This is a genomic window from Fictibacillus sp. NRS-1165 (genome assembly GCF_050468105.1).
GTDB lineage: Bacteria > Bacillota > Bacilli > Bacillales > Fictibacillaceae > Fictibacillus_C > Fictibacillus_C terrinigri.
The window spans coordinates 94088-118931 of the sequence record NZ_JBDPNU010000025.1; the positions used below are offsets into that span (position 1 = coordinate 94088).

General features: G+C 43.6%; 27 protein-coding genes. All 27 read left to right on the plus strand.

The features are described from left to right. Positions 1 to 5: 5 nt before the first annotated feature. The 27 genes from ABHN01_RS11080 (at position 6) to ABHN01_RS11210 (ending at position 24832) form a co-directional block, all read left to right on the plus strand. Entirely contained in the window at positions 6 to 344 is a 339-nt protein-coding gene (locus tag ABHN01_RS11080; protein WP_290400924.1) for a DUF3679 domain-containing protein, read from the plus strand. Between the two features lie 167 nt (positions 345 to 511). Beyond that, the gene (gene lepA, locus ABHN01_RS11085; protein ID WP_429875598.1) at positions 512 to 2335 is read left to right on the plus strand and encodes a translation elongation factor 4; all 1824 of its coding nucleotides are present in this window, start codon (positions 512 to 514) and stop codon (positions 2333 to 2335) included. A gap of 82 nt (positions 2336 to 2417) precedes the next feature. Beyond that, positions 2418 to 3557 carry a radical SAM family heme chaperone HemW gene (hemW, locus tag ABHN01_RS11090; protein WP_429875599.1) on the plus strand — a complete coding sequence of 380 codons (1140 nt, stop codon included), beginning with the start codon at positions 2418 to 2420 and terminating at the stop codon, positions 3555 to 3557. Between the two features lie 89 nt (positions 3558 to 3646). Continuing rightward, complete coding sequence (gene hrcA, locus ABHN01_RS11095; protein ID WP_429875600.1) at positions 3647 to 4669, plus strand: heat-inducible transcriptional repressor HrcA; 1023 nt, start codon at positions 3647 to 3649, stop codon at positions 4667 to 4669. A 40-nt stretch (positions 4670 to 4709) separates the two neighbouring features. Beyond that, positions 4710 to 5291, plus strand: a complete 582-nt coding sequence (gene grpE / locus ABHN01_RS11100; protein WP_429875601.1) for a nucleotide exchange factor GrpE — start codon at positions 4710 to 4712, stop codon at positions 5289 to 5291. 45 nt (positions 5292 to 5336) lie between these two features. Beyond that, complete coding sequence (gene dnaK, locus ABHN01_RS11105; protein WP_290400919.1) at positions 5337 to 7169, plus strand: molecular chaperone DnaK; 1833 nt, start codon at positions 5337 to 5339, stop codon at positions 7167 to 7169. A gap of 171 nt (positions 7170 to 7340) precedes the next feature. Continuing rightward, positions 7341 to 8462, plus strand: coding sequence for a molecular chaperone DnaJ (gene dnaJ, locus ABHN01_RS11110; RefSeq protein WP_429875602.1), 1122 nt, complete (start codon positions 7341 to 7343; stop codon positions 8460 to 8462). Between the two features lie 41 nt (positions 8463 to 8503). After that, the gene (gene prmA, locus ABHN01_RS11115; RefSeq protein ID WP_429875603.1) at positions 8504 to 9463 is read left to right on the plus strand and encodes a 50S ribosomal protein L11 methyltransferase; all 960 of its coding nucleotides are present in this window, start codon (positions 8504 to 8506) and stop codon (positions 9461 to 9463) included. 3 nt (positions 9464 to 9466) lie between these two features. Beyond that, a complete protein-coding gene (locus ABHN01_RS11120; RefSeq protein WP_429875604.1) occupies positions 9467 to 10219 on the plus strand; it encodes a 16S rRNA (uracil(1498)-N(3))-methyltransferase in 753 nt (250 codons plus the stop codon). A 5-nt stretch (positions 10220 to 10224) separates the two neighbouring features. Further along, positions 10225 to 11577, plus strand: a complete 1353-nt coding sequence (gene mtaB, locus ABHN01_RS11125; RefSeq protein ID WP_429875605.1) for a tRNA (N(6)-L-threonylcarbamoyladenosine(37)-C(2))-methylthiotransferase MtaB — start codon at positions 10225 to 10227, stop codon at positions 11575 to 11577. Positions 11578 to 11706: 129 nt separating this feature from the next. After that, positions 11707 to 12372, plus strand: coding sequence for a deoxyribose-phosphate aldolase (deoC, locus tag ABHN01_RS11130; RefSeq protein WP_429875828.1), 666 nt, complete (start codon positions 11707 to 11709; stop codon positions 12370 to 12372). A gap of 115 nt (positions 12373 to 12487) precedes the next feature. Next, entirely contained in the window at positions 12488 to 12661 is a 174-nt protein-coding gene (rpsU, locus tag ABHN01_RS11135) for a 30S ribosomal protein S21 (protein WP_007202240.1), read from the plus strand. Positions 12662 to 12675: 14 nt separating this feature from the next. Further along, complete coding sequence (locus tag ABHN01_RS11140; protein ID WP_429875606.1) at positions 12676 to 13119, plus strand: GatB/YqeY domain-containing protein; 444 nt, start codon at positions 12676 to 12678, stop codon at positions 13117 to 13119. Between the two features lie 186 nt (positions 13120 to 13305). Further along, positions 13306 to 14640: an NfeD family protein gene (locus ABHN01_RS11145; protein WP_429875607.1), complete on the plus strand. Its 1335-nt coding sequence runs from the start codon at positions 13306 to 13308 to the stop codon at positions 14638 to 14640. Next, positions 14641 to 15648: a flotillin-like protein FloA gene (gene floA / locus ABHN01_RS11150; RefSeq protein ID WP_290400912.1), complete on the plus strand. Its 1008-nt coding sequence runs from the start codon at positions 14641 to 14643 to the stop codon at positions 15646 to 15648. Positions 15649 to 15650: 2 nt separating this feature from the next. Then, on the plus strand, positions 15651 to 16046 hold the full coding sequence (locus ABHN01_RS11155) for a hypothetical protein (RefSeq protein WP_429875608.1): 396 nt from the start codon (positions 15651 to 15653) through the stop codon (positions 16044 to 16046). Between the two features lie 100 nt (positions 16047 to 16146). After that, a complete protein-coding gene (gene yqfC / locus ABHN01_RS11160) occupies positions 16147 to 16431 on the plus strand; it encodes a sporulation protein YqfC (protein ID WP_429875609.1) in 285 nt (94 codons plus the stop codon). A 21-nt stretch (positions 16432 to 16452) separates the two neighbouring features. After that, on the plus strand, positions 16453 to 17646 hold the full coding sequence (gene yqfD / locus ABHN01_RS11165; protein ID WP_429875610.1) for a sporulation protein YqfD: 1194 nt from the start codon (positions 16453 to 16455) through the stop codon (positions 17644 to 17646). A 5-nt stretch (positions 17647 to 17651) separates the two neighbouring features. Beyond that, the gene (locus tag ABHN01_RS11170; protein WP_429875611.1) at positions 17652 to 18614 is read left to right on the plus strand and encodes a PhoH family protein; all 963 of its coding nucleotides are present in this window, start codon (positions 17652 to 17654) and stop codon (positions 18612 to 18614) included. Positions 18615 to 18738: 124 nt separating this feature from the next. After that, a complete protein-coding gene (locus tag ABHN01_RS11175; protein WP_429875612.1) occupies positions 18739 to 20874 on the plus strand; it encodes an HD family phosphohydrolase in 2136 nt (711 codons plus the stop codon). Between the two features lie 2 nt (positions 20875 to 20876). Then, a complete protein-coding gene (gene ybeY / locus ABHN01_RS11180; protein ID WP_429875613.1) occupies positions 20877 to 21347 on the plus strand; it encodes an rRNA maturation RNase YbeY in 471 nt (156 codons plus the stop codon). Between the two features lies 1 nt (position 21348). After that, positions 21349 to 21720 (plus strand): diacylglycerol kinase family protein, encoded by a 372-nt coding sequence (locus ABHN01_RS11185; RefSeq protein ID WP_429875614.1) that lies wholly within the window; start codon positions 21349 to 21351, stop codon positions 21718 to 21720. 52 nt (positions 21721 to 21772) lie between these two features. Then, entirely contained in the window at positions 21773 to 22171 is a 399-nt protein-coding gene (locus ABHN01_RS11190; protein ID WP_290400904.1) for a cytidine deaminase, read from the plus strand. After that, complete coding sequence (gene era / locus ABHN01_RS11195) at positions 22164 to 23072, plus strand: GTPase Era (RefSeq protein ID WP_290400903.1); 909 nt, start codon at positions 22164 to 22166, stop codon at positions 23070 to 23072. The genes ABHN01_RS11190 and era overlap by 8 nt, the downstream gene beginning before the upstream one ends. A gap of 93 nt (positions 23073 to 23165) precedes the next feature. Further along, a complete protein-coding gene (locus ABHN01_RS11200) occupies positions 23166 to 23309 on the plus strand; it encodes a YqzL family protein (protein WP_290400902.1) in 144 nt (47 codons plus the stop codon). Positions 23310 to 23345: 36 nt separating this feature from the next. Beyond that, positions 23346 to 24089 carry a DNA repair protein RecO gene (recO, locus tag ABHN01_RS11205; protein WP_429875615.1) on the plus strand — a complete coding sequence of 248 codons (744 nt, stop codon included), beginning with the start codon at positions 23346 to 23348 and terminating at the stop codon, positions 24087 to 24089. Positions 24090 to 24181: 92 nt separating this feature from the next. After that, on the plus strand, positions 24182 to 24832 hold the full coding sequence (locus ABHN01_RS11210) for a helix-turn-helix transcriptional regulator (protein ID WP_290400900.1): 651 nt from the start codon (positions 24182 to 24184) through the stop codon (positions 24830 to 24832). Positions 24833 to 24844: the final 12 nt, after the last annotated feature.

Genomic DNA, 24844 nt, shown 5'->3' on the forward strand with positions numbered 1-24844 from the left:
AATTCATGTTAAAATGTTTCCTGATTACGGCTGTTCTCTTTTTCGGTGTCCTGCTTGGGATGCAGAGGGCTTCAGTTGGGATGAACCATCTGAAAGGCAATGAAGATACTGGCAAAGCATTGGCGTTAAAGGAAACGAAAGGCCATACGGATGCTGAGGTTCTGGGTACAGCGATCGGTGCACAAGATTTAACCGCGAAACAGAAACAGTTAGAAGATTCGAGAGCCTTTAACTTTTTTTCCTCTATGGGTGAAAAAGTATCCGTGCTGGTGTCCGCGATTTTTCAAGCAGTGATCGGACTGATTTCAGCCATATTTTCCCAGATATTCGGGTCATTAAGCTGACAGTTATTTTTCAAAGAGAAAAATAGCTGTTTTTTCATGGCGTTTATCCAGCCGCAGCACTTGCTCTAAACGGCTGTACTTTTCAACAGGTTCGGCATTGAACAACCGACCTTGTATTGCTATAATCTAAAATAGTGTACTTTGCGCAAAATGTAGGAGTGAAATGAATGAATCGAGAACAAAAACTGGCCAGGCAATCAAGGATCCGCAACTTTTCCATCATTGCTCATATTGACCACGGGAAATCCACGCTGGCTGACCGCATCCTTGAGAAAACCAGCGCCTTGACCCAGAGAGAAATGAAGGAGCAGCTTCTAGACTCCATGGACCTCGAACGTGAACGGGGAATCACCATTAAGCTGAATGCTGTTCAGTTGAACTACAAAGCTAAGGATGGGGAAATATATACTTTTCACCTGATCGATACACCAGGACACGTAGACTTTACGTATGAAGTTTCAAGGAGTCTTGCCGCTTGTGAAGGGGCACTTTTGATCGTTGATGCTGCTCAGGGAATTGAAGCTCAAACTCTTGCCAACGTTTACTTGGCTCTGGAGAATGATCTGGAAATCCTTCCAGTCATCAATAAGATCGACCTTCCGAGTGCCGAACCAGAGAGAGTAAGGCAGGAAGTGGAAGACATCATCGGCCTTGATGCTTCAGAGGCAGTTTTGGCTTCAGCCAAAGCAGGCATCGGAATCGAAGAAATACTTGAGCAGATCGTAGAAAAGGTACCAGCGCCTTCAGGTGACCCGGATGGTCCGTTGCAAGCTCTTATTTTCGACTCACTGTACGATCCATATCGCGGAGTCGTAACCTATATCCGTGTGACTGAGGGAACAGTTAAAGTCGGAGATAAAATTAAAATGATGGCCACAAAGAAAGAATTTGAAGTAGTGGAACTCGGTGTGTTCACTCCGAAAGCCGTGAACAAAGACTTCTTAACGGTCGGTGACGTAGGTTATTTAACGGCTGCTATTAAAAATGTAGGGGACACTCAAGTCGGAGATACAATTACGAGTGCAGTTAAACCAGCGAGCGAACCGCTTCCTGGCTACCGGAAAATGAATCCGATGGTATATTGCGGATTGTATCCTGTCGATAATGCCAAATACAATGATTTGCGTGAAGCGTTAGAACGTCTTGTACTCAATGATTCTGCTCTTCAATATGAACCTGAGACCTCCCAAGCACTCGGCTTCGGCTACCGCTGCGGTTTTTTGGGCCTTCTTCATATGGAGATTATTCAAGAGAGGATCGAGCGTGAATTCAATATCGACCTTATTGCTACGGCACCCAGTGTTATCTACAATGTTTCATTGACGGACGGCCAAAAATTAACAGTCGATAACCCGGCCAATATGCCGGAGGCACAGCTTTTGCAAACCGTTGAAGAGCCGTATGTAAAAGCAACCATAATGACACCAAACGATTATGTTGGCACAATCATGGAGATCTGCCAGAAAAAACGCGGGATTTTCCAGACCATGGATTACCTTGAAAACAACAGGGTCAATGTCCATTATGAGATTCCATTATCGGAAATCGTATATGATTTCTTCGATCAGTTGAAATCGAGCACAAAAGGCTATGCGTCCCTTGACTATGAACTGATCGGCTATAAACCATCGAAGCTCGTGAAGATGGACATCCTTTTAAACGGAGAGAAAATCGATGCATTATCCGTCATTGTGCATAAGGATTTTGCTTATGAACGCGGAAAGGCCGTCGTTGAAAAACTTAAGGAACTAATTCCGCGCCAGCAGTTTGAGGTGCCGATCCAAGCTTCCATCGGACAAAAAATCATCGCGCGGTCGAACATTAAGGCACTGCGCAAGAATGTACTCGCTAAATGTTACGGCGGAGATATCTCGCGTAAACGTAAGCTGCTTGAAAAGCAAAAAGAAGGTAAAAAACGAATGAAAACAATCGGGCGCGTGGATGTTCCGCAGGAAGCATTCATGGCTGTTCTGAGAATGGACAACGATTGATCTGAAATGTATAAGCAACAGGATGAGACCGCATATTATTTTGCGGTCTTTCACAAATTTTAGACACGAAAGCAGGGATCACATGCCAGAATCGGCTTACTTTCATATCCCGTTCTGTGTGAACATATGCCATTATTGCGATTTTAACAAGGTATTTTTAAAAGGGCAGCCTGTCGATGAATATCTGGCCTATATGGAAAAAGAAATGATCAACACAATAAGGAAGACCCCCTTTTCCAAATTGAAAACGATTTTTATTGGCGGAGGAACTCCTACTGCCCTTGAATATGAGCAATTCGAAACGTTTCTCAATATGGTTAACCGCCATTTCTCTTCTGATGACCTTGATGAATTCACGGTAGAAGCTAATCCGGAACAAACCGATCGTAAGAAACTTGAAATCATGCAAGCATCGGGCGTAAACCGGCTTAGTATCGGTGTACAGGCTTTTCAGGAGCACCTGTTAAAAGAACTCGGAAGGACACATGTGAAAGAGGATGTGTTTCGAACGGTGTCAGAAGCCAAAGCTGTAGGCATAGAGAATATTTCCCTGGATATCATGTTCGGATTGCCCGGACAAAACGTTGATATGCTGAAGGAATCACTTCAATTCGCATTTTCGATGGACGTGCCCCATTTTTCGGCCTATTCTCTTCAGCTTGAAAAAAAGACCGTTTTCTACAATCGTGCAATGAAAGGGGACTTGCTGCTGCCGGAGCAGGAGGTAGAAGCGAGGATGTACGAAGTGCTCATGGAAGAGATGCATAAGCACGGATATGTACAGTATGAAATTTCAAACTTTGCAAGGCCAGGTTATGAAAGCAAGCACAATCTGCAATACTGGAATAATAACGAATATTACGGTATAGGCGCCGGCGCTCATAGTTATGTGAACGGCAAGCGTATGGCGAATGCAGGGCCACTCAAAAAATATATGGCGTTAATCGATGAGACGGGCTTTCCTTACGTTCATTCTGAAAAACTGACTACATCCGCAAAAATGGAGGAAGAGCTGTTCATGGGATTAAGAAAAATGGACGGGGTGTCCGATGCCCGTTTTAGACAAAGATACGGAACTTCCATGTTCGCTGTCTTTGGTCCTCAGATCGATGCATTGCTGGCAAAGGGATGGCTTAAAAAGTCGGGTGACAGGGTATCACTGACCAAGGAAGGAACATTTTTGGGAAATGAAGTTTTTCAGGAGTTTATCGGTGTGGTTTAATCGTTGACAATCTTCCGTTGCTTTTGGTAATTTAATATTAGATTTAGCACTCACTCTTTCGGAGTGCTAACAGCCTCGGAGGTGAAAGGATGTTATCTGAAAGACAGCTTTTTATACTTCAAGTGCTGATTGATGATTACATCCAGCATGTTGAACCTGTAGGATCTAGGACCATCTCCAAAAGAGAAGATGTCCACTTCAGTCCGGCTACCATCCGGAATGAGCTGGCGGACTTGGAGGATTTGGGTTTTCTAGAGAAGACGCATACTTCATCAGGCAGGATTCCGTCAGAGAAAGGATATCGTTTTTATGTGGATCACCTGCTGAGCCCAACGATACTATCAACAGCGGATATCTTCAATATACAGGCATTATTCAACGAAAAACTGGAAGAGACTGAACGTATTTTCGAGCAATCTGCTAAAATTCTTTCTGAACTTACCAACTACACATCTATTATTCTTGGGCCAGAAGCGATTGAAACGACCTTAAAGCACATTCAGCTGATTCCGTTAGGCTCCCAGCAGGCCGTTGCTATCTTCGTAACGAGTACAGGACATGTTGAAAACAGGCATGTCATCCTGCCGGAAGGAATCGCACCCGAAGAGATCGAGAAGCTGGTCAACATTTTAAACGAAAAACTGGCAGGGGTACCTCTCGCTGAACTTCACAAGAAAATCAGGGATGAGCTCAATGTTGTTTTCAGAAAGTATTTGAAGAACCATCAACAGGCTTCATTGTTTATTGATGATATTTTTAAATGGAGCAACAAAGATAAGGTCTTTTTTGGCGGAAAAACAAAAATGCTGTATCAGCCTGAATTCAGGGATGTAGAAAAAGTCCGAATTCTTTTGGATGCCCTGGAGGAAAAAACGGTCATTGAACAGCTGCTGACGGCAAATAATGATGGCATTACCGTAACGATCGGCCAAGAAAATCAGGTGGAAGCGGTCAAGAACTGCAGCCTGATTAAAGCGTCCTATTCTTTTCATGGAAAACATATTGGAACGATTTCCCTGATCGGCCCGACCCGGATGGAATATAAACGGGTTATCGGTTTGCTCGACACGATCAGCAAGGAGTTTACGAACTTATTTAACGCAAGATTTTAACTCAACAAATAAAACCCCATTATTTTAGGGAGGTGACAACATGGAAGACAAACAAAAGGAAACCGCTGACTTTGAACAAACAGATGCTGCAGAAGCGTATCTGGATGCTGATCAGCCAATCGAGACTTCAGATTCAGAGGAGAAAGAGGAGACGGTTGAGGCAACGGAAGAACAGCAGAGAATTTCAGAACTTGAAACCCGTCTTGCTGATACTGAAAACCGCTTGCTTCGCGTTCAGGCTGACTATGAAAACTTCAAGCGGCGCACACGGGAAGACAACGCTGCCCAGTTGAAATATAAATCACAGAGCCTTTTGACACAGCTGCTCCCTGCTCTTGATAATTTTGAAAGAGCTTTGGATGTAAAGGTTGAGGATCCCCAAGCTGCTTCTGTCCTTCAAGGGGTGGAAATGGTACACCGCCAGCTGCTTGAGGCCATGAAGAGCGAAGGCTTGGAAGTGATCGATTCTCAAGGCGCAGCGTTTGACCCAAACCTGCATCAGGCTGTCATGCAAGTACAGGATGAAGAGTATGAATCCAACGTAGTTGTTGAAACCCTGCAGAAGGGATACAAACTCAAGGATCGTGTCATTCGTCCGGCAATGGTTAAAGTAAATCAGTAATATTAAATTCTTTAATATTACATATAAAAGTGGAGGGTATGTAACATGAGCAAAATTATTGGAATAGACTTAGGTACAACAAACTCTTGTGTTGCCGTCATGGAAGGCGGAGAAGCTACGGTTATCCCTAATCCTGAAGGCAACCGGACAACTCCTTCAGTTGTCGCTTTTAAAGATGGCGAGCGTTCTGTAGGGGAAGTTGCAAAGCGCCAGGCTGTCACTAACCCAAATACAATCATCTCCATCAAACGCCACATGGGAACAAACCATAAAGTGGATGCAGAAGGAAAAGAGTATACTCCTCAAGAAATCTCTGCCATCATCCTTCAAAAGTTAAAAAATGATGCTGAAAGCTACCTTGGAGAAAAAGTTGAGCGTGCGGTTATTACTGTTCCTGCTTATTTTAATGATGCACAGCGGCAGGCGACAAAAGATGCAGGGCAAATTGCAGGTCTTCAAGTAGAACGTATCATCAACGAACCTACAGCAGCAGCGCTTGCTTATGGTTTGGAAGAAGATAACGATCAAAAAATTCTGGTATTTGACCTTGGCGGCGGTACATTTGACGTATCCATCCTTGAAATCGGCGATGGGAACTTCGATGTAATCGCAACATCTGGTGATAATGAACTGGGCGGAGACGATTTTGACCAAGTGATCATCGACTATCTTGTTGATCAGTTCAAAAAAGAGAACGGGATCGATCTTTCTCAAGATAAAATGGCGCTTCAGCGTTTAAAAGATGCTGCTGAAAAAGCAAAAAAAGAACTTTCCGGTGTCACTCAAACTCAAATCTCACTTCCGTTTATTACAGCGGATGCAACCGGACCTAAACATTTAGAGGTTTCCATGAGCCGTGCGAAATTTGAAGAGCTCTCTTCTGATTTGGTTGAACGCACGATGGGTCCAACGCGACAAGCCCTAAACGATGCTGGCTTCTCTCCAAGCGATATCGATAAAGTCATCTTGGTTGGTGGTTCTACACGTATTCCTGCTGTACAGGAAGCGATCAAGAAGTTTACTGGAAAAGATCCGTTTAAAGGAGTTAACCCTGATGAAGTGGTTGCACTTGGTGCTGCGATTCAGGGCGGTGTCATTACAGGAGACGTTAAAGATGTAGTGCTTGTTGACGTAACTCCGCTTTCCTTAGGAATTGAAACACTTGGCGGTGTATTTACGAAGCTGATCGACCGTAATACGGCGATTCCTACTACAAAATCCCAGGTGTTCTCAACCGCAGCGGACAATCAGCCATCAGTTGATATTCACGTCCTTCAAGGTGAACGTGAAATGGCTGCTCACAATAAAACACTCGGCCGCTTCCAGCTAACGGATATTCCTCCGGCTCCACGCGGAGTTCCACAGATCGAAGTATCCTTTGATATCGATGCGAACGGAATCGTAAATGTTCGTGCGAAAGATCTTGGAACGAATAAAGAACAATCGATCACTATTAAATCTTCTTCAGGACTATCAGATGAAGAAATCGAAAAAATGGTGAAGGATGCAGAAGAGAACGCTGAAGCGGATAAGAAGAAACGTGAAGAGATCGATCTCCGCAACGAAGCAGATCAGTTGATCTTCGCTACTGACAAGACGCTGAAAGATCTTGAAGGAAAAGTGGAAGAAGCTGAAGTAACAAAAGCAAATGACGCGAAAGAAGATCTTAAAAAAGCTCTTGAAGGCCAAGATATTGAAGCCATAAAAACAGCAAAAGACGCATTGAACGAGATCGTTCAGCAGCTTTCTGTTAAACTTTATGAGCAAGCTGCACAGGCACAGCAAGCCGCTCAAGGCCAGGAGCCAGGCGAGAAAAAAGCCGATGACAACGTTGTCGATGCTGAGTATGAAGAAATGAATGACGACGAAAAGAAATAATAGCTGGTGATCAGTGAGGAAAAAGTCAAAGTCAGGCGAGCATCTTGGCTTTGACTTTTTTTCCGTTTTGTCGATTAAATATCTTTTCACATATTTAAAGATCTTTCTTGAAAAAAGAATTGGAACAATGGTAAGATAATTTTTATGTGAAGATTCGGGAGTGGGATTTCTATGAGTAAACGAGATTACTATGAAGTACTCGGACTGGACAAAAATGCATCCAGCGATGAAATAAAAAAAGCTTACCGGAAACTGACAAAGCAATACCATCCGGATGTTAATAAGGAAGCAGATGCCGCTGATAAATTTAAAGAGGTCCGTGAAGCATACGATACATTGAAGGATCCTCAGAAAAAAGCGCAGTACGACCAATTCGGACATGCGGATCCAAATCAGGGGTTCGGCGGATTCGGTGGCGCTGGTGCTGACTTTGGCGGTTTCGGAGATATCTTTGATATGTTCTTTGGAGGCGGCGGTGGCAGAAGAAATCCAAACGCACCCCGTCAGGGATCTGATTTACAATACAATATGAATCTGAAATTTGAAGAAGCGGTTTTCGGCAAGGAAACAGAAATTGAAATCCCTAAGGAAGAAACATGCGGCACCTGTCATGGTTCTGGAGCGAAGCCAGGCACAAAACCAGAGACCTGTACCCATTGTAAGGGATCCGGCCAGCTTAATGTTGAGCAGAACACACCTTTTGGCAGAATCGTTAATAAACGGGTTTGCCAATACTGCAGCGGTACGGGAAAACTCATTAAAGAAAAGTGCGGAACGTGCCACGGTAAAGGGAAAGTAACGACTACAAAGAAGGTTAAAGTTAAAATTCCTGCAGGAGTTGACAACGGCCAGCAGATCAGATTGGCAGGACATGGTGAACCGGGCGTTAATGGCGGTCCGGCCGGAGATCTGTATGTTGTATTCAGAGTACTTCCCCACGAATTTTTCGAAAGAGACGGGGACGATATTTTCTGCGAAATGCCGATTACGTTCGCCCAAGCTGCTTTAGGTGACGAAATTGAAGTGCCGACGCTGCACGGACGCATTAAATTGAAGATTCCAGCAGGGACTCAAACAGGAACTCATTTCCGCCTAAGAGGCAAAGGGGTCCAAAACGTCAGGGGAAGAGGCCAGGGTGACCAGCATATCCAGGTGAAAGTATTGACTCCTACGAAATTATCCGAAAAGCAGAAGCAATTGCTCCGCGATTTCGCAGAAATTGGCGGGGATGTGCCTGATGAGCATGAAGAATCATTTTTTGATAAAGTGAAAAGAGCCTTCAAAGGCGAGTAAAGGATCACGAGTAAAGGATCATAGGAATGGAGTTGATAGAATTGAAATGGTCAGAAATTAGTATTCACACTACCCAGGAAGCGGTTGAACCCATCTCAAACATTCTACACGAAGCAGGTGCAAGCGGAGTAGTGATTGAAGATCCGGAAGATTTAATTAAAGAGAGGTCCTCCGTATATGGGGAAATCTATCAACTCGATCCTAATGATTATCCTGAAGAGGGTGTCATCGTTAAGGCTTACTTGCCCGTTACTAGCTTTCTCGGAGAGACCGTCGATGAAATTAAAGAAGCGATCAATAATCTAATGACCTATGATATCGACCTGGGACATAATAAGGTTACGATCAGTGAAGTAAATGAAGAGGAATGGGCAACAGCTTGGAAGAAATACTACAAGCCGGTTAAGATCTCTGAAAAAATTACCATCACACCAACTTGGGAAGACTATAAGCCCGTTAGTTCTGATGAAGTGATCATTGAACTTGACCCCGGAATGGCGTTTGGCACCGGAACCCATCCTACGACGGTCATGTGTTTGCAGGCGATTGAAAAATATCTGCAAAAAGACGATGAAATGATCGATGTTGGAACAGGCTCTGGGGTTTTGAGTATCGCTGCGGCCCACTTGGGAGCGAAACATGTACAGGCATATGATCTGGATGAGGTAGCAGTGGCGAGTGCCCGGCTTAATGTAAAATTAAATAAAGTGGCCGGTTCTGTTACTGTAAATCAAAATAATCTGCTGAACGGGATTGAAGGACCTGTTGATCTGATTGCAGGAAATCTGCTCGCAGAAATCATTTTGCGATTTGTCCCAGATGCCGCAAGGGTACTTAAAAAAGGCGGATTATTCATTACATCCGGCATCATACAAGGGAAAAAGAATGATGTGAAGGAAGAATTGAAAAGAAGCGGCTTCTCAATCGTTGAAATATTGGAAATGGAAGACTGGGTAGCCATCATTGCACGAAATGATGATCCATTATCAAAAGAGGTCTGAGCCATGCAGAGATACTTTGTCTCCCCTGCAGATATGACTGATTTATCCGTGACGATTACGGGTGATGATGCCAACCATATTGCTAAGGTTATGAGAATGGAAGTCGGCGACCGTGTGATCTGTTCTGATAATCAAGGCAGAGTCGCACTTTGCGAAATAAAACAAATAGAACGTGATTCCATCTACACCAGCATCATCGAACCGATTGAGGAAAGCAAAGAGAGTCCGATCCGGGTGACCATTGCCCAGGGAATTCCAAAAGGGGACAAGCTTGAAGCTATTGTGCAAAAAGGCACGGAGTTAGGGGCGCAAGCTTTTTTGCCTTTTTCATCTTCGAGGTGTATTGTTAAATGGGATGAAAAGAAGGGTCAGAAAAAAAAACAGCGGCTCGAGAAGATCGCAAAAGAAGCAGCAGAGCAATCTCATCGAAGCCGTATACCGGACGTTTTACCACCTGTTTCTTTTAAGTCCCTATTAAAAAAAGCCGCAGATTTTGACTATAAAATCGTGGCCTATGAGGAAGATGCGAAAATAGGAGAGACCCAGCGTCTTGCTAAGCTTTTAAACGAGATGGCTCCGGGAGTATCTGTCTTGTGTGCCATCGGACCTGAAGGCGGTTTGAACCAGCAGGAAGTTGATGAGTTAATTGAAGCGGGCTTTATATCCTGCGGCCTGGGACCCAGAATACTTCGTACGGAAACGGCCAGCTCTTATATCCTATCCGCAATTTCTTATCATTTTGAATTAATGAGGTGATTGAAATGCCGTCAGTGGCTTTTCATACATTAGGCTGTAAAGTAAACCATTACGAAACTGAGGCGATCTGGCAGCTGTTCCAAGGTAACGGCTATGAGCGCAGAGACTTTGAACAAACAGCTGACGTTTATGTAATCAATACATGTACTGTAACCAATACAGGCGATAAAAAAAGCCGGCAGGTCATCCGACGTGCCATCCGAAAAAATCCCGATGCGGTCATTTGCGTTACGGGATGCTATGCCCAGACTTCACCTGCTGAAATCATGGCGATTCCTGGCGTTGACATTGTTGTCGGCACACAGGACAGATCTAAGATGCTTGACTATATTGAGCAATATAAAGAAGAGCGCCTTCCGATCAATGGGGTAAGCAATATTATGAAAGCGCGCGTCTATGAGGAACTGGATGTTCCTTCCTTTACAGACCGAACGCGTGCGTCACTCAAGATTCAGGAAGGATGCAATAACTTCTGTACGTTCTGTATTATTCCATGGGCAAGGGGGCTTCTTCGGTCCCGAGATTCGAAAGAAGTTATCCATCAGGCACAGCAGCTGGTGAATGCCGGCTATAAAGAAATCGTACTGACTGGCATTCATACGGCTGGTTATGGAGAAGACTTAAAAGATTATAATTTTGCCATGCTTCTCTCTGAATTGGATGAAAAAGTGGACGGGCTCAAGCGGCTTCGTATCTCCTCCATTGAAGCAAGCCAAATTACAGATGAGGTGATTGAAGTGATGGACCGCTCCGATAAAATCGTTCCTCACCTCCATATTCCTCTTCAGTCAGGTTCCAATACGGTTCTGCAAAGAATGCGAAGAAAATACACGATGGAACTGTTTGCCGAGCGGATCACAAAACTGAAAAAAGCTTTGCCTGGATTAGCGATTACATCAGATGTTATCGTTGGATTCCCTGGCGAAACGGAAGAAGAATTTATGGAAACATACAATTTCATTCGAGACCATAAATTCTCTGAACTTCATGTTTTTCCGTATTCCAAAAGGACAGGTACTCCTGCGGCACGAATGGATGACCAAGTTCCTGAAGATACTAAGAACGAACGAGTCCACCGACTGATTGAGCTTTCAAACCAGCTGGCAAAAGAATATGCTTCCGATTACGAAGGGGAAGTTGTTGAAGTCATCCCAGAAGAAGAGTATAAGGAAGAAGCAGGTACAGGCTTGTACGTCGGCTATACTCCTAACTATTTGAAAGTCAGATTTCCGGCGAATGAGGGAATGATTGGAAAACAGGTGCTGGTGAAAATTCAGAAAGCAGGCTACCCATACAGTGACGGGCAGCTTGTTAAAGTGTTGGATGATCAGGCTTCAAAACAGATCGTAAACCTATAATTGCAAACATAATCAGTCCGGTTCAACCGGACTTTCTTTTGTCTATTGAGATCTCGATTTTATAGTCAAGTTTTGGTAAGATATTAAAGAATGTACTATTGTCTGAAGGGATGATTGATGATGTCTGTTATGGATCTAGCAAGATTAATTGACCACACCGCATTAAAACCGGAGACCACGAAGGAAGATATTTTGAAACTTTGTTCCGAAGCAAAAGAATATAACTTTTTCTCTGTATGCGTGAATCCAACATGGGTGTATACTGCCTTTGAACAGCTAAAAGGATCAGATGTTGCGGTATGTACAGTAATCGGATTTCCTCTTGGGGCAAGCACTCCGGAAGTAAAGGCATTTGAGACGCGAAACGCGATTGAAAACGGTGCTACCGAAGTGGATATGGTCATAAACATTGGAGCTTTAAAAGGACAGGACTACGACCTTGTAGAACGCGATGTCCGTGCAGTTGTTGAGGCTGCCAAAGGTAAAGCTTTGACAAAAGCCATTATTGAAACATCATTGCTTACTGATGAAGAAAAGGTAAAAGCGTGTGAGATTGCGGTTAAAGCCGGAATCAATTTTGTGAAGACATCCACAGGCTTCTCTACAGCAGGCGCCACAGTTGAAGATATCGCTTTGATGCGCAAGACCGTCGGCCCAAATATCGGTGTCAAAGCTTCAGGCGGAGTACGCGACCGGGAGACCACTTTAGCCATGGTTGAAGCAGGTGCATCAAGAATTGGCGCAAGTGCAGGGATTGCCATCGTAAAAGGCGAAGATTCCAATTCTGATTATTAAAACAAAGCGGTTTCTTATTGACCATTATGGAATGGTATATTATAATGGCAAAAGATATGTGACGCATTCCTGACATGATTTTAATGCTGGAATGGTCTGGAGGGAGGGAAAGAAAATGGCAGAAACTCGTGTTCGTAAGAACGAATCCATTGATGATGCTCTTCGTCGTTTTAAAAGATCCGTTTCCAAAGATGGAACTTTGGCAGAAGTTAAAAAGCGCAAGCATTATGAAAAGCCAAGCGTGAAACGTAAGAAGAAGGCTGAGGCAGCAAGAAAGCGCAAGTTCTAAGAGAGGTGTAAGTTATGAGTCTTCTTGATCGATTAAACCAGGATATGAAACAAGCGATGAAGGACAAAAACAAGCAAAAGCTTTCTGTGATTCGTATGTTGAAGGCTTCCCTTCAAAACGAATCAATCAAGCTCGGGCACGACCTGAATGAAGAAGAAGAGCTCACTGTTCTTGCACGTGAAATGAAACAAAGAAAAGACTCCCTCCAAGAATTTGAAAAAGCCGGCCGTAATGACTTAGCGGATGCGTTAAAAGACGAAATTGTCATCATTACGGAATACATGCCGGAGCAGTTAACTGAACAAGAAGTTAAAGACATCGTCCTGGCAGCAATTGAACAAGTTGGAGCCGTATCTAAAGCAGATATGGGGAAAGTGATGGCAGCGGTAATGCCTAAAGTTAAAGGCAAAGCCGATGGTGCTCTCGTCAATCGCCTTGTCCAACAAAATTTATCTTAAACTCGAACAGACGTCTGAGAGGTTGCAACCTCGAGGGCGTCTTTTTGCATTTCGTTCAATAAGCTTGAGCAGATGCGGACCCCAATAACTCATCAAGTTAAATAAATGTGAGATCTTTTTCCAATATTTGAAACTTTTCGCTCGTGACCGCGTATTGATTATAGAGGTACAAAAGGGGGGACGAAATTGAGATATGGTCGATTTTTATTTTTTCTTGCAATCATCATCATACCTCTGATGGCTTCAGTTCAACCTGCAAGCGGTGAAGGAAGCGGCCAAAAGGTGTATGTCATCCCTGTTCAGCAAGAGATCGAGAGAGGGCTTGAAGCGTTCTTAAAACGCAGTATTAAAGATGCTGAAAATGCAGGGGCAGACCACATTATCTTTGAAATCAACACGCCTGGTGGAAGAGTGGATTCTGCTAGTAAAATCGCAGAAATAATAAGAGATACGAAAATACCTACGACCGCCTACATAGTGAAGGAAGCCTTTTCGGCAGGAGCGTATATAGCATTGAATGCCGATGAAATTGTAATGAAACCCTCTACTGCGATCGGTTCAGCAGCAGTGATCGACTCTAGGGGAAATACAGCCGGGAAGAAAGCCAAATCAGCATGGATTGCAGAAATGGAAGCCGCTGCAGAGCTAAATAACCGAGATCCAAAGTATGCCCGGGCGATGGCTGATGATGATATGGAAATAAGAGAACTCGGGCTAAAAAGAGGAGAATTATTAACGATGACTGCTAATCAGGCAGTTAAAGTCGGCTATGCCGAAAGGATTGTAAATAACCGTTCCGAGCTCCTTTCTTATTTAAAACTGGAAGATGCTTCTGTAACAAAGGAAAAGCAAAGTCTGGCCGAAAAAGTAGCCCGGTTTGTAACAAATCCGGTCGTAGTCCCGATCTTGCTTTCCATTGGCTTTCTCGGAATGGTCATTGAGCTGTTCACTGCAGGTTTCGGAATTGCTGGAATCATAGGAATCTCTTCAATGTTTCTCTATTTTTTTGGACACCTTCTGGCAGGGCTGGCGGGGTGGGAATCCATTGCCTTGTTTATTTTAGGCATCATTCTGCTGCTGCTCGAAGTGTTTGTCCCCGGTGGAATTGTAGGAATACTGGGGCTGGCGGCAGTGATTGCGAGCCTGGTGATGGCAGCAGGATCCATAACGACCATTGTAACCTCGATGGGAATCGCGCTCCTGGTGACAATCCTTGGTGCATTTCTATTCCTTAAGTTCTTTGGATACAAGGGGCCTTTGAGAAAACTGGTCTTGTTTGACAGTACGAGTACAGAGAAAGGCTATATTTCCAGTAAACAGCGTCAGGATCTAACTGGCCGTATTGCGGAATCCATCACTCCACTAAGGCCTTCGGGAACCGCAGAGCTTGATGGTGAATATTTGGATGTTGTGACAGAAGGGTCTTTCATTCAAAAAGGAAAGCCGGTCAGAATCGTAAAGGTTCAGGGATCAAGAATTGTAGTAAGAGAAGTGAAAGACTATCATGAAGGAGGAATGTAAATGTTTACAGGCCCAATTGCAACGCTAATTCTGATTGGTATCATCGTTATCATACTGGCCGTGTTATTTACCTTTGTTCCAGTCGCTTTATGGATCTCGGCGCTGGCTGCAGGTGTCAGGGTCGGAATCTTTACATTGGTTGGCATGAGGTTAAGAAGGGTTATCCCTTCAAGAGTCATTAATCCACTGATCAAGGCTCAGAAAGCCGGGCTTAATCTAACGACCAACCAGCTTGAAAGCCATTATCTCGCAGGGGGTAATGTAGACCGTGTGGTCAACGCGTTAATTGCCGCACACCGTGCGGATATTGAGCTCAGCTTCGAACGTTCCGCTGCTATTGATTTGGCAGGGAGAGACGTGCTGGAAGCCGTACAGATGAGTGTTAATCCAAAGGTCATCGAAACACCTTTTATTGCCGGTGTAGCGCTCAATGGTATTGAAGTGAAAGCAAAGGCGAGAATCACAGTGAGAGCCAATATCGAACGGCTCGTCGGCGGTGCCGGAGAAGAAACGGTAATCGCAAGGGTTGGTGAGGGTATCGTATCTACGATTGGTTCTAGCGAGAATCATAAGAAGGTGCTGGAGAACCCTGATACCATTTCACAAACGGTTCTTTCTAAAGGCTTAGATTCAGGCACGGCCTTTGAAATTTTGTCCATAGATATTGCAGATATTGATATCGGAAAAAATATCGGCGCAGCCCTGCAGACGGACCAGGCCCTCGCAGATAAGAATATCGCGCAGGCGAAGGCCGAAGAGAGAAGGGCTATGGCCGTTGCGAACGAACAGGAAATGATCGCAAAAGTCCAGGAGATGCGTGCGAAAGTAGTAGAAGCGGAGGCAGAAGTTCCTTTAGCCATGGCAGAAGCGCTCCGATCCGGAAAACTCGGTGTACTTGATTATGCGAACCTAACCAATGTAATGGCTGATACTTCGATGCGTGAATCCATAGGAAAATCCGCCGATCCGAATGGTGACGATGAACTTCCAGGGAAAAAAGGAAAATAATCATGGAACATATCTTGGATGCTCTCGTAGATTTGATTCCTTTCCTGATTTTTATTGGAGCCGGCTTGTTCGGGTTAATGAAGAAAAGGCGGAAATTTTCAGCCCATCCCAAACGAACGGTCAAGACGCAAGGAAATGCAAGTTCGATTTCCCAGCCTGATGCGGAAGAATCAAAAGTGAAAGCGTCTCCGTTGCCGGAAGCAGCCTACCAGCAAGCCAGAAAGAGAGCGCAAGAAGCATTTTCGATAGAGCCTTTAAAGAGCAACCGTTATAAAGACAGAAGCGATGAGATTGTAACAATGAAGATGAATAAAGTGAACATTGTACAAGGAATCGTTTGGTCCGAGATTCTCGGAAAACCACGGGCCTACAATCCTCTGCATATACGAAAAAAATAACCGGTTATGAAAAGACGGCCAGATTGGGCCGTCTTTTTTTATTTAGGTGTGATAGTTTATCCCACATCTTCATAAAAATGAGATGAGAGGGGTGTTGCGGATGGCAAAGTGGAGACAGCAGGTAACAAAATGGCTTGTGGAAAAATTGGATCTCCCTGCGGATGCCATGATGGATCTGCCCCGTATTACGATGATTGGCCAGTTACATATTTATATAGAGAATCACCGGGGTGTCATTGCTTTTTCAAAAGAGGAGCTAAAACTCCGACTAAAACAAGGAAATCTTGTGATCAAGGGCCAGGAGTTTGTAATAAAAACTATTTTGCCGGAAGAAATTCTGCTTGAAGGCAGTATAGATGGTGTCTACTATGACAAAGCCACGTAAAACTGTGGACAGGAGGCTGTTATGAAAAAGGACTGGCTGGAGCCGATTAACAGTTATGTAAAAGTTGAAATACGCGGAGAAGGCATAGCAGAATTGATTAACGCATGCCTCGCACGAAATATCTCGATTTGGAATATTAAACGAACAAATGAGAATGCCGTTTCAGCTTGTCTTTATACGAAGAATATAAAGGGGCTCCGGCCTCTCTTAAAACAAACAGGCTGTAAAATTCGTTTTTTAGAAAAAAACGGACTCCCGTTCTGGGCTGCCAGAATGTGGAGAAGGAACGGACTTATATTAGGTCTTGCAGGGTTTTTGGTCATCCTGTTTTTATTATCCAACATGGTTTGGAATATTAAAGTGACAGGAGCAAATCCTAAAACAGAATACCAGCTGCTGAATGCGGCTAAGGAACTAGGCATAAAAAAAGGGAAATTTATTTTCCTTCTGCCGAACGTCAGGCAGCTTCAACAGCAGCTGACCAACGCTATGGATAATGTGACATGGATCGGAGTAAGCCTGAATGGGACAACCTATAACTTTCAGGTAGTGGAAAAAGAGATCCCGGAGCGTAAAAAAGCTCTTTCTCCAAGACATTTAGTCGCAAAGAAAGATGCGGTAATCTATGACATGTTCGTAGAAAAAGGACAACCTGTAGTTGCTCCGCATCAATTTGTTTATAAGGGAAGCTTATTGGTTTCAGGATATATCGGAAAAGAAGGCAAAACTAAGCTTGTACCCGCAAAAGGTGTAGTATGGGGGGAAACCTGGTATACGACGAATGTGACGATCCCGCTGGAAACAAAATTTCAGACTTATACAGGAAGTTCGATCATACAGCATAAGCTTAATTTATTTGGTCTGAGGATTCCGATTTGGGGATGGAAAGACGGGGAATATAAATCAAAAGAAGTCAGTGAAAATGAAACCCCGCTGAAGTTCTGGAAATGGACGCTCCCGATGTCCTATATTAAAAAAGAAATCAGGGAAACAGATGGTGTAAAAAGAGTGTATACGAAAGCGGAAGCGATGGACGCAGGCAAGGCTATGGCAAGAAAAGAAGTGAGGAAACTGCTCGCCCATGATGCCAAGATTAGAGAAGAAAAAATTTTGCACCAGTCCGTATCTAATGGTAAAGTAAATTTATCGATGCACTACCAGGTAATTGAAAATATTGCATCTGATCAACCTATACTTATCCAACAAGGAGACTGAGTAGTTTGTCAGAACCCATTAAATTACAGCGATTACAACTAGAAACTCAAGGGGAAGCCCAAGCGCTTTTTGGACCAAATGATGCCTTTCTGAACATTATTGAGGATAAGCTGGAGGTTACGATTGTAACAAGAGGCGAAGATATTTCTGTTACTGGAACATCCGACACCGTCCAAAAAGTGGAGGATGTCTTAATGGTACTCTTGAACCTTATCCGAAAAGGGATTCACATTTCAGAAAGAGACATCGTTTACGCGGTTCAGCTTGCTGAAAGGGGCATGCTTGAGGAAATCACCGAATTATATCAACAGGAGATTACAACCAACGTTAAAGGTAAACCAATCAGGGTGAAGACACTCGGTCAGCGCCATTATGTAACTGCAATGAAAAGAGGAGACCTTGTTTTTGGCATTGGTCCAGCGGGAACAGGAAAAACATATCTAGCTGTCGTGATGGCTGTCGCTGCTTTAAAAGAAGGGAAAATAAAAAAAATCGTACTGACAAGGCCGGCGGTTGAAGCAGGTGAGAGCCTCGGATTCCTGCCTGGTGACTTAAAGGAAAAGGTCGATCCATATTTACGCCCCTTGTACGATGCGCTTCACGATCTATTGGGAATGGAGCATACAGAACGGCTTCTCGAAAGGGGCACGATTGAAATTGCCCCGCTTGCCTACATGAGAGGCCGGACTCTTGATGAATGTTTCGTTATTTTGGATGAAGCACAGAATACATCTCCGGAACAAATGAAAATGTTTTTAACACGCCTTGGTTTTGGTTCGAAAATGGTGATTACAGGGGATCTGACACAAATTGATCTGCCGAAAGGAAAGGAATCAGGGCTGAAGATCGCCGAGCGGACACTCAATGGTGTTCCAGGTATACAATTCATATTCTTAAAACAGCTGGATGTAGTAAGACACCCGCTTGTGCAAAGAATTATATCAGCATACGAAAAGACGGAGAAGTAGAAAAAACGTTCGGGTTCATGAAAAACCTGAACGTTTTTTCTTTTTTTATTAAATATACATTCTATGTCCAGTTTTTGTTAATATGAAGATAACAAAAAGCTGAGACAGGCGGGGGATGTTCAAGTTGACGAATAAGATAAAAAAACATTTTCGCATTAAAAAGAGTCTGCAAAACAAATGGAATTTCTTTATGTTTGGTTTACTCGCTCTTATCATCTACGCAAGCCTGCTCAGCAATGTAACTCCCGATACGGTAGATGTCGGGCCGTACTCCATTTCCCCGCGTGATATCCAATCACCCATCACGATTGAAATGAAAGAAGAAACACTGAAAAAGCAAAACGAAGCCGCGGATAAAGTGGAGAATATTTATTCCTATGACGAAGAGAGTCCGCTGAAACAGGCAGAGAAGTCCAATGAGATATTTAAGGCGATCGAGAAGATCAATGAGGCGGAGAAGGACAATAAAAAAGATAAAGAACCGCTCACATTGGAGCAGAAAATCGATCAGATCAAGGGGATGGTCGGAAACGATCAGATTTCACCTGAAGCCTATACTGCCTTGTTCAATGCTTCACCGACTGAACTTAGAACAGGGAGAGATCTTGCAAGTTCAGTGATCAATGACACGCTTAAAAATAAGATCAGGGTTGATCAGATTGAGTTTTTCCGTGATCGTGCAGAAGATAAGATTCAGCAGAATTCGAATTTTTCGGGCGCGTTAAAAAATGCGGTTGTTGAACTGACGAGAAGCAATATTATATCCAATTATCTTCTGGACGTGGACAAGACCAAATTGGCAAAGCAAAAGGCTATTGATGAAGCAGAGCCGGTTGAAATTAAAGAAGGAGAGATCATCGTCCGAGAGGGGGACGTCGTTACACCGGAGAAATTCAGGCAGCTTAAGCTGGTAGGACTTCTTGATAAGGAAATTGCCATTTATCCGTATTTGGGCCTTCTGCTTTTTGTTCTGATTTTAGTCATGGGCTTGTATTATTTTATAAGGGAATCTCTAAAAGCTACGGTTCCTCTGCAAAAAAAACAGATAATGCTGTATGTCATCCTGGTCACTTTTTCCCTGATCGTAATGAAACTGACAAGCTTTATTGATAAACTCGAGGTTACTGGTATCTTCTTTGTGGTACCGATCGCTGCAGGGGCTATGATGATAAAAATGCTTCTTAATGAGTTTACAGCCATCCTGTCCAGTGTGTTATTTGCCGTTTGTGCCACCCTGATCTTTAATGAAGGATCAACAGGTACGTTTAATTTTCCTTTAGGCATCTATGTATTGCTCGGGTGCATCGCAGGCATCATTTATTTAGGAAAACGGCATCTCAAAACAAGAATTTTAAAGTCTGGAGTATTGGTTTCCTTCGTAAATATTTTATCAATATTGATCATTCTTTTGCTTCAGAACGGGAAGTACTCTCCGGTTCAAATCGGAGTGGAGATTGGATTCGGCTTTTTATCAGGCTGCCTCGCATCTGTTTTGACTCTAGGGCTGATGCCGGTATTCGAATCCTGGTTCGGCATCTTATCCACAACGAGGCTGATCGAACTTTCAAACCCTAATCATCCGCTGTTGAGAAAACTGCTGATCGAAGCTCCTGGTACCTATCATCATTCCGTTATGGTGGCTAACCTGTCAGAAGCCGGCTGTGAATCGATAGGAGCAAACGGCCTTCTTGCCAGAGTGGGATCTTACTATCATGATCTGGGTAAAACGAAACGGCCTCATTTCTTCATCGAAAACCAGATGAATATGGAAAATCCGCATGATAAACTGACACCGCAATTGAGCAAGACGATCATTATTGCCCATCCGTATGATGGGGCGGAAATGTTGAAAGAATATAAGCTGCCGGGAGAAATTATTGATATCGCTGAACAGCATCATGGAACATCCTTGCTGCAATATTTTTATCACAAGGCAACAGAGATGAGCAACTCCGAGATTCAGGAATCAGATTTCAGGTATCCTGGCCCAAAAGCACAGTCCCGAGAAGCGGCGGTAGTAGGAATTGCAGACGGTGTAGAAGCGGCTGTCCGCTCGCTATCCAAACCGACACCGGTTAAAATTGAAGCGATCATCCGAAAAATTATCACAGAACGCCTGGAGGATGGGCAGTTCGATGAATGTGATCTTACGTTTAAAGAATTAAATACGGTTGCAAAAACACTCAGTGAAACACTAAACGGGATATTCCATTCGAGGATTGAATATCCTGAGCAGCAAATCAAAAAGAAGGTGGACTAATAATGAGCTTACACATTGATTTTACAGACGAAACAGAACGAATAACTCCGGAGCAAACGGAAGAATTAACAAACCTTTTAAACCATGCGGCCGTTATGGAAGGTATCCCTGATGAAACAGAGCTCTCTGTTACCTTTGTAACCAATGAACGGATTCACGAGATCAATAAACAATTTCGGGACAAAGATACACCTACGGATGTCATCTCTTTTGCGATGGAAGAAATGGGGGAGGGAGAAATGGAGATTACCGGTGCAGACTTGCCGAGAACACTTGGCGACATCATCATCTCTGTAGAAATTGCCAAAGGCCAGGCGGAAGAGTATGGCCATTCTTTCATGAGAGAGCTTGGTTTCCTGACCGTACATGGATTTCTTCATCTCTTAGGCTATGATCATATGAACGAGCAAGATGAAAAGATAATGTTCGGCCGTCAAGATCAAATTTTAAACGAGTACGGGCTGACCCGATAAGATGGGGCCATCAGCCCGCAGGTTTGTTAGAAGTTTTGGATATGCCTGGGAGGGAATCAAAGCTGCGGTTTCCGGTGAACAAAACATCAAAATTCATCTTGGTGTGGGCTGTATCGTTTTACTGGCCGCCTACGCCCTTCATTTTTCAGCCGAGAGGTTTGCTATTTTGCTGCTTGTCATTGGGTCAGTGATCTGTCTGGAAATCATGAATACAGCCTTGGAACGTGTTGTGGACCTGGTCACGGACGATTTTCATCCATTGGCGAAACAAGCCAAAGATATGGCGGCAGGTGCGGTTTTGGTTTTTTCGGTAATTGCTGTTATAATCGGATTACTCCTATTTTTTAAACCTGCCTTACACTATTTCTCATAGATGTCAGCCGCTAAAACAAGAACCGGGCTGCTATTGAAAGGTGGAACTCGAAATGGAAAAAGAAAATTTGATTAAGGAAGCGGTTTCAGCAAGAGAATTTGCTTATGTGCCATATTCAAAATTTAAGGTAGGCGCTGCACTTTTAACAAAAGATGGGAAAGTGTACCGGGGTGCAAATATTGAAAATGCAGCTTACAGTGTAACAAACTGCGCAGAACGGACTGCGCTGTTCAAAGCGGTATCAGAAGGAGACAAAGCGTTTGCCGCACTAGCAGTCGTCGCAGAGACCGACCGGCCCGTACCGCCTTGCGGAGCGTGCAGACAAGTGATCTCAGAATTTTGCCCGCCTGGCATGAAAGTTTATTTGACCAATTTAAAAGGAGACATTAAGGAGACGACTGTGGAGGAATTGCTTCCAGGGGCGTTTTCACCGGGGGATTTAAATGAATAAAACAGGTTACAAATCAGGCTTTGTTTCGATTATCGGAAGGCCGAACGTTGGAAAATCAACATTATTGAATCATATCATCGGCCAAAAGATCGCGATTATGAGTGACAAGCCGCAGACAACTAGAAATAAGATCCAAGGAGTGTATACAACGGATCAAGCACAGGTTATTTTTATCGACACTCCGGGTATCCATAAACCAAAGCATCGCCTTGGCGATTTTATGACTAAAATCGCTCAGCAGACATTAAGGGAAGTAGATTTAATCCTATTTGTCATCAATGCTGAAGAAGGATATGGAAGAGGAGATCAGTTTATTATCGATAGACTGAAGGACATCAAACAGCCGATCTTCCTTGTCATTAACAAAATCGATACCATTCATCCTGACCAGCTTCTGCCTCTGATTGACTTTTACAGGGACAAGGTGGAGGTACAGGAAGTCATCCCGATTTCGGCTCTTCAAGGCAACAACGTCAATACCCTCATGAACCAGATCACAGATTACCTGGAGGAGGGGCCGCAATATTATCCCGAGGACCAGGTAACCGATCATCCTGAACGGTTTATTGTCAGTGAACTGATCCGTGAAAAAGTACTGCACCTTACGAGAGAAGAAATTCCTCATTCGATTGCTGTCGTAATCGAACAAATGCAGCGCCGGGATGACCGTGATGTGGTTTTTATTAATGCCACGATCATTGTTGAACGAAAATCCCAAAAAGGAATCATTATTGGGAAACAGGGTTCGATGCTGAAAGAGGTTGGTAAACGGGCTCGGACGGATATTGAAAATTTACTGGGATCTAAAGTTTTTTTGGAGCTTTTTGTCAAGGTTCAGAATGATTGGAGAAACAAGCTGAGCAACTTAAAAGAATTTGGATTTAACGAAGACGAATATTGATCTTCCATATTTTCCTTCACATGAAAACGATATTTAAGGCAAACCTAAAGGCAAGGGAGTTTTAAAAAACAACGTGAAAGGTGGAGCATTCCGATGAAAGAATTTACCTGGAAGGTATTTTGCGAAACGGGCAGTATTGATACCTATTTGTTGTTTAAAGAACTTGAGGTCGACATGTCAACCAGTGGGGCGCAGCAAGAAGATCAGCAAGCACAATTCGACTCTCCCATCCAATAAGGTGCCTTCATTAAATGACCTGGTGGTGGTGCAATCATGCTGCAAAAGGTTGAAGGAATCGTCATCCGAAAAGTGGACTACGGCGAAACTAACGTAATTCTTACTCTTTTTACGAGAGAAAACGGTAAAATCGGTGTTATGGCAAGAGGGGCGAAGAAACCAAAAAGTCGCCTCTCTTCTGTTGCGCAGCTATTTACATATGGACATTTTGTTTTTCAGCAAAGCAGGGGGCTGGGGTCTCTCAGTCAAGGGGAGATCATCGACTCGTTCCGAGGCATTAAGGAAGACTTATTCAAAACCGCATATTGTGCTTATATGGTCGAATTTCTTGGTAAGGTAACAGAAGAGAAAACACCGCAGCCCTATTTATTTGAACATCTTTGGCAATCTTTTAATCTAATAAATGACGGTGCAGATCCAGAGGTGATCACGTTTATTTTTGAAATGAAGATGCTGCAGCAAGCAGGCATTGGACCCCAGGTAAACCATTGCGCGAACTGTGGCAGAACGGAAGGTGAATTTGCCTTTTCCATACGGGAAGGCGGATTTCTCTGTGACAGATGCCATCCAATGGATCCAAACCTCATTCCTCTTACGCAAGCGACAGCAAGGCTACTCCGCTTGTTTTATCATTTTGATCTAAACCGTCTTGGAAATATATCATTAAAAAAACAGACGAAGGACGAGATCAGGTTCGTTCTTTCTACCTATATCAATGAATACTCGGGATTGTACTTCAAATCTAAAAAATTTATTGATCAATTGAATAAATTTGAATAATCATGCTGCTTTTATACCTTTTAGCTTCGTTTGCTCCCATAATTAGTATATAATGTTTAATTAAGAGTATAACACATTTAAAGTTTGCTAAGGTGGTGCGAACAATCGAACTGAATAAAAGGCAAGAAACAATATTGCAAATCGTAAAAGACCATGGCCCTATAACTGGAGAACATATTGCAGACCGTTTGCATTTAACGAGAGCAACGCTGCGGCCAGACCTTGCTATTTTGACCATGGCCGGTTATTTGGATGCCAGACCGCGCGTCGGCTATTTTTACACAGGCAAAACAGGTTCCCAGCTGTTGACTGAGAAGATCAAGAAGATACAGGTCCATGAATTCTCTTCAATCCCTGTCGTTGTTGCTGAATCGGCGACGGTATATGAAGCCATCTGTACCATGTTTCTCGAAGACGTGGGAACTTTGTTCATCGTGAATAAAAACTCTCATCTTGTAGGCGTCGTCTCGAGAAAAGACTTATTGCGAGCCAGTATGGGAAAACAGGAACTGAACGCCATTCCGATCAATATTATTATGACCAGGATGCCGAACATCACATATTGTTTTAAAGAAGACCATTTATTGGATGTAGCCCAAATTCTCATTCAAAAGCAGATCGATGGGCTGCCGGTCGTAAAGAAAGCTTCCAACGACGAAGGTTATGAAGTCGTTGGAAGAATCACGAAAACGAATATTACCAAGGCCTTTGTTGAATTGGCCAGGGATGAAATGATTATATGATCTTCGCAATCA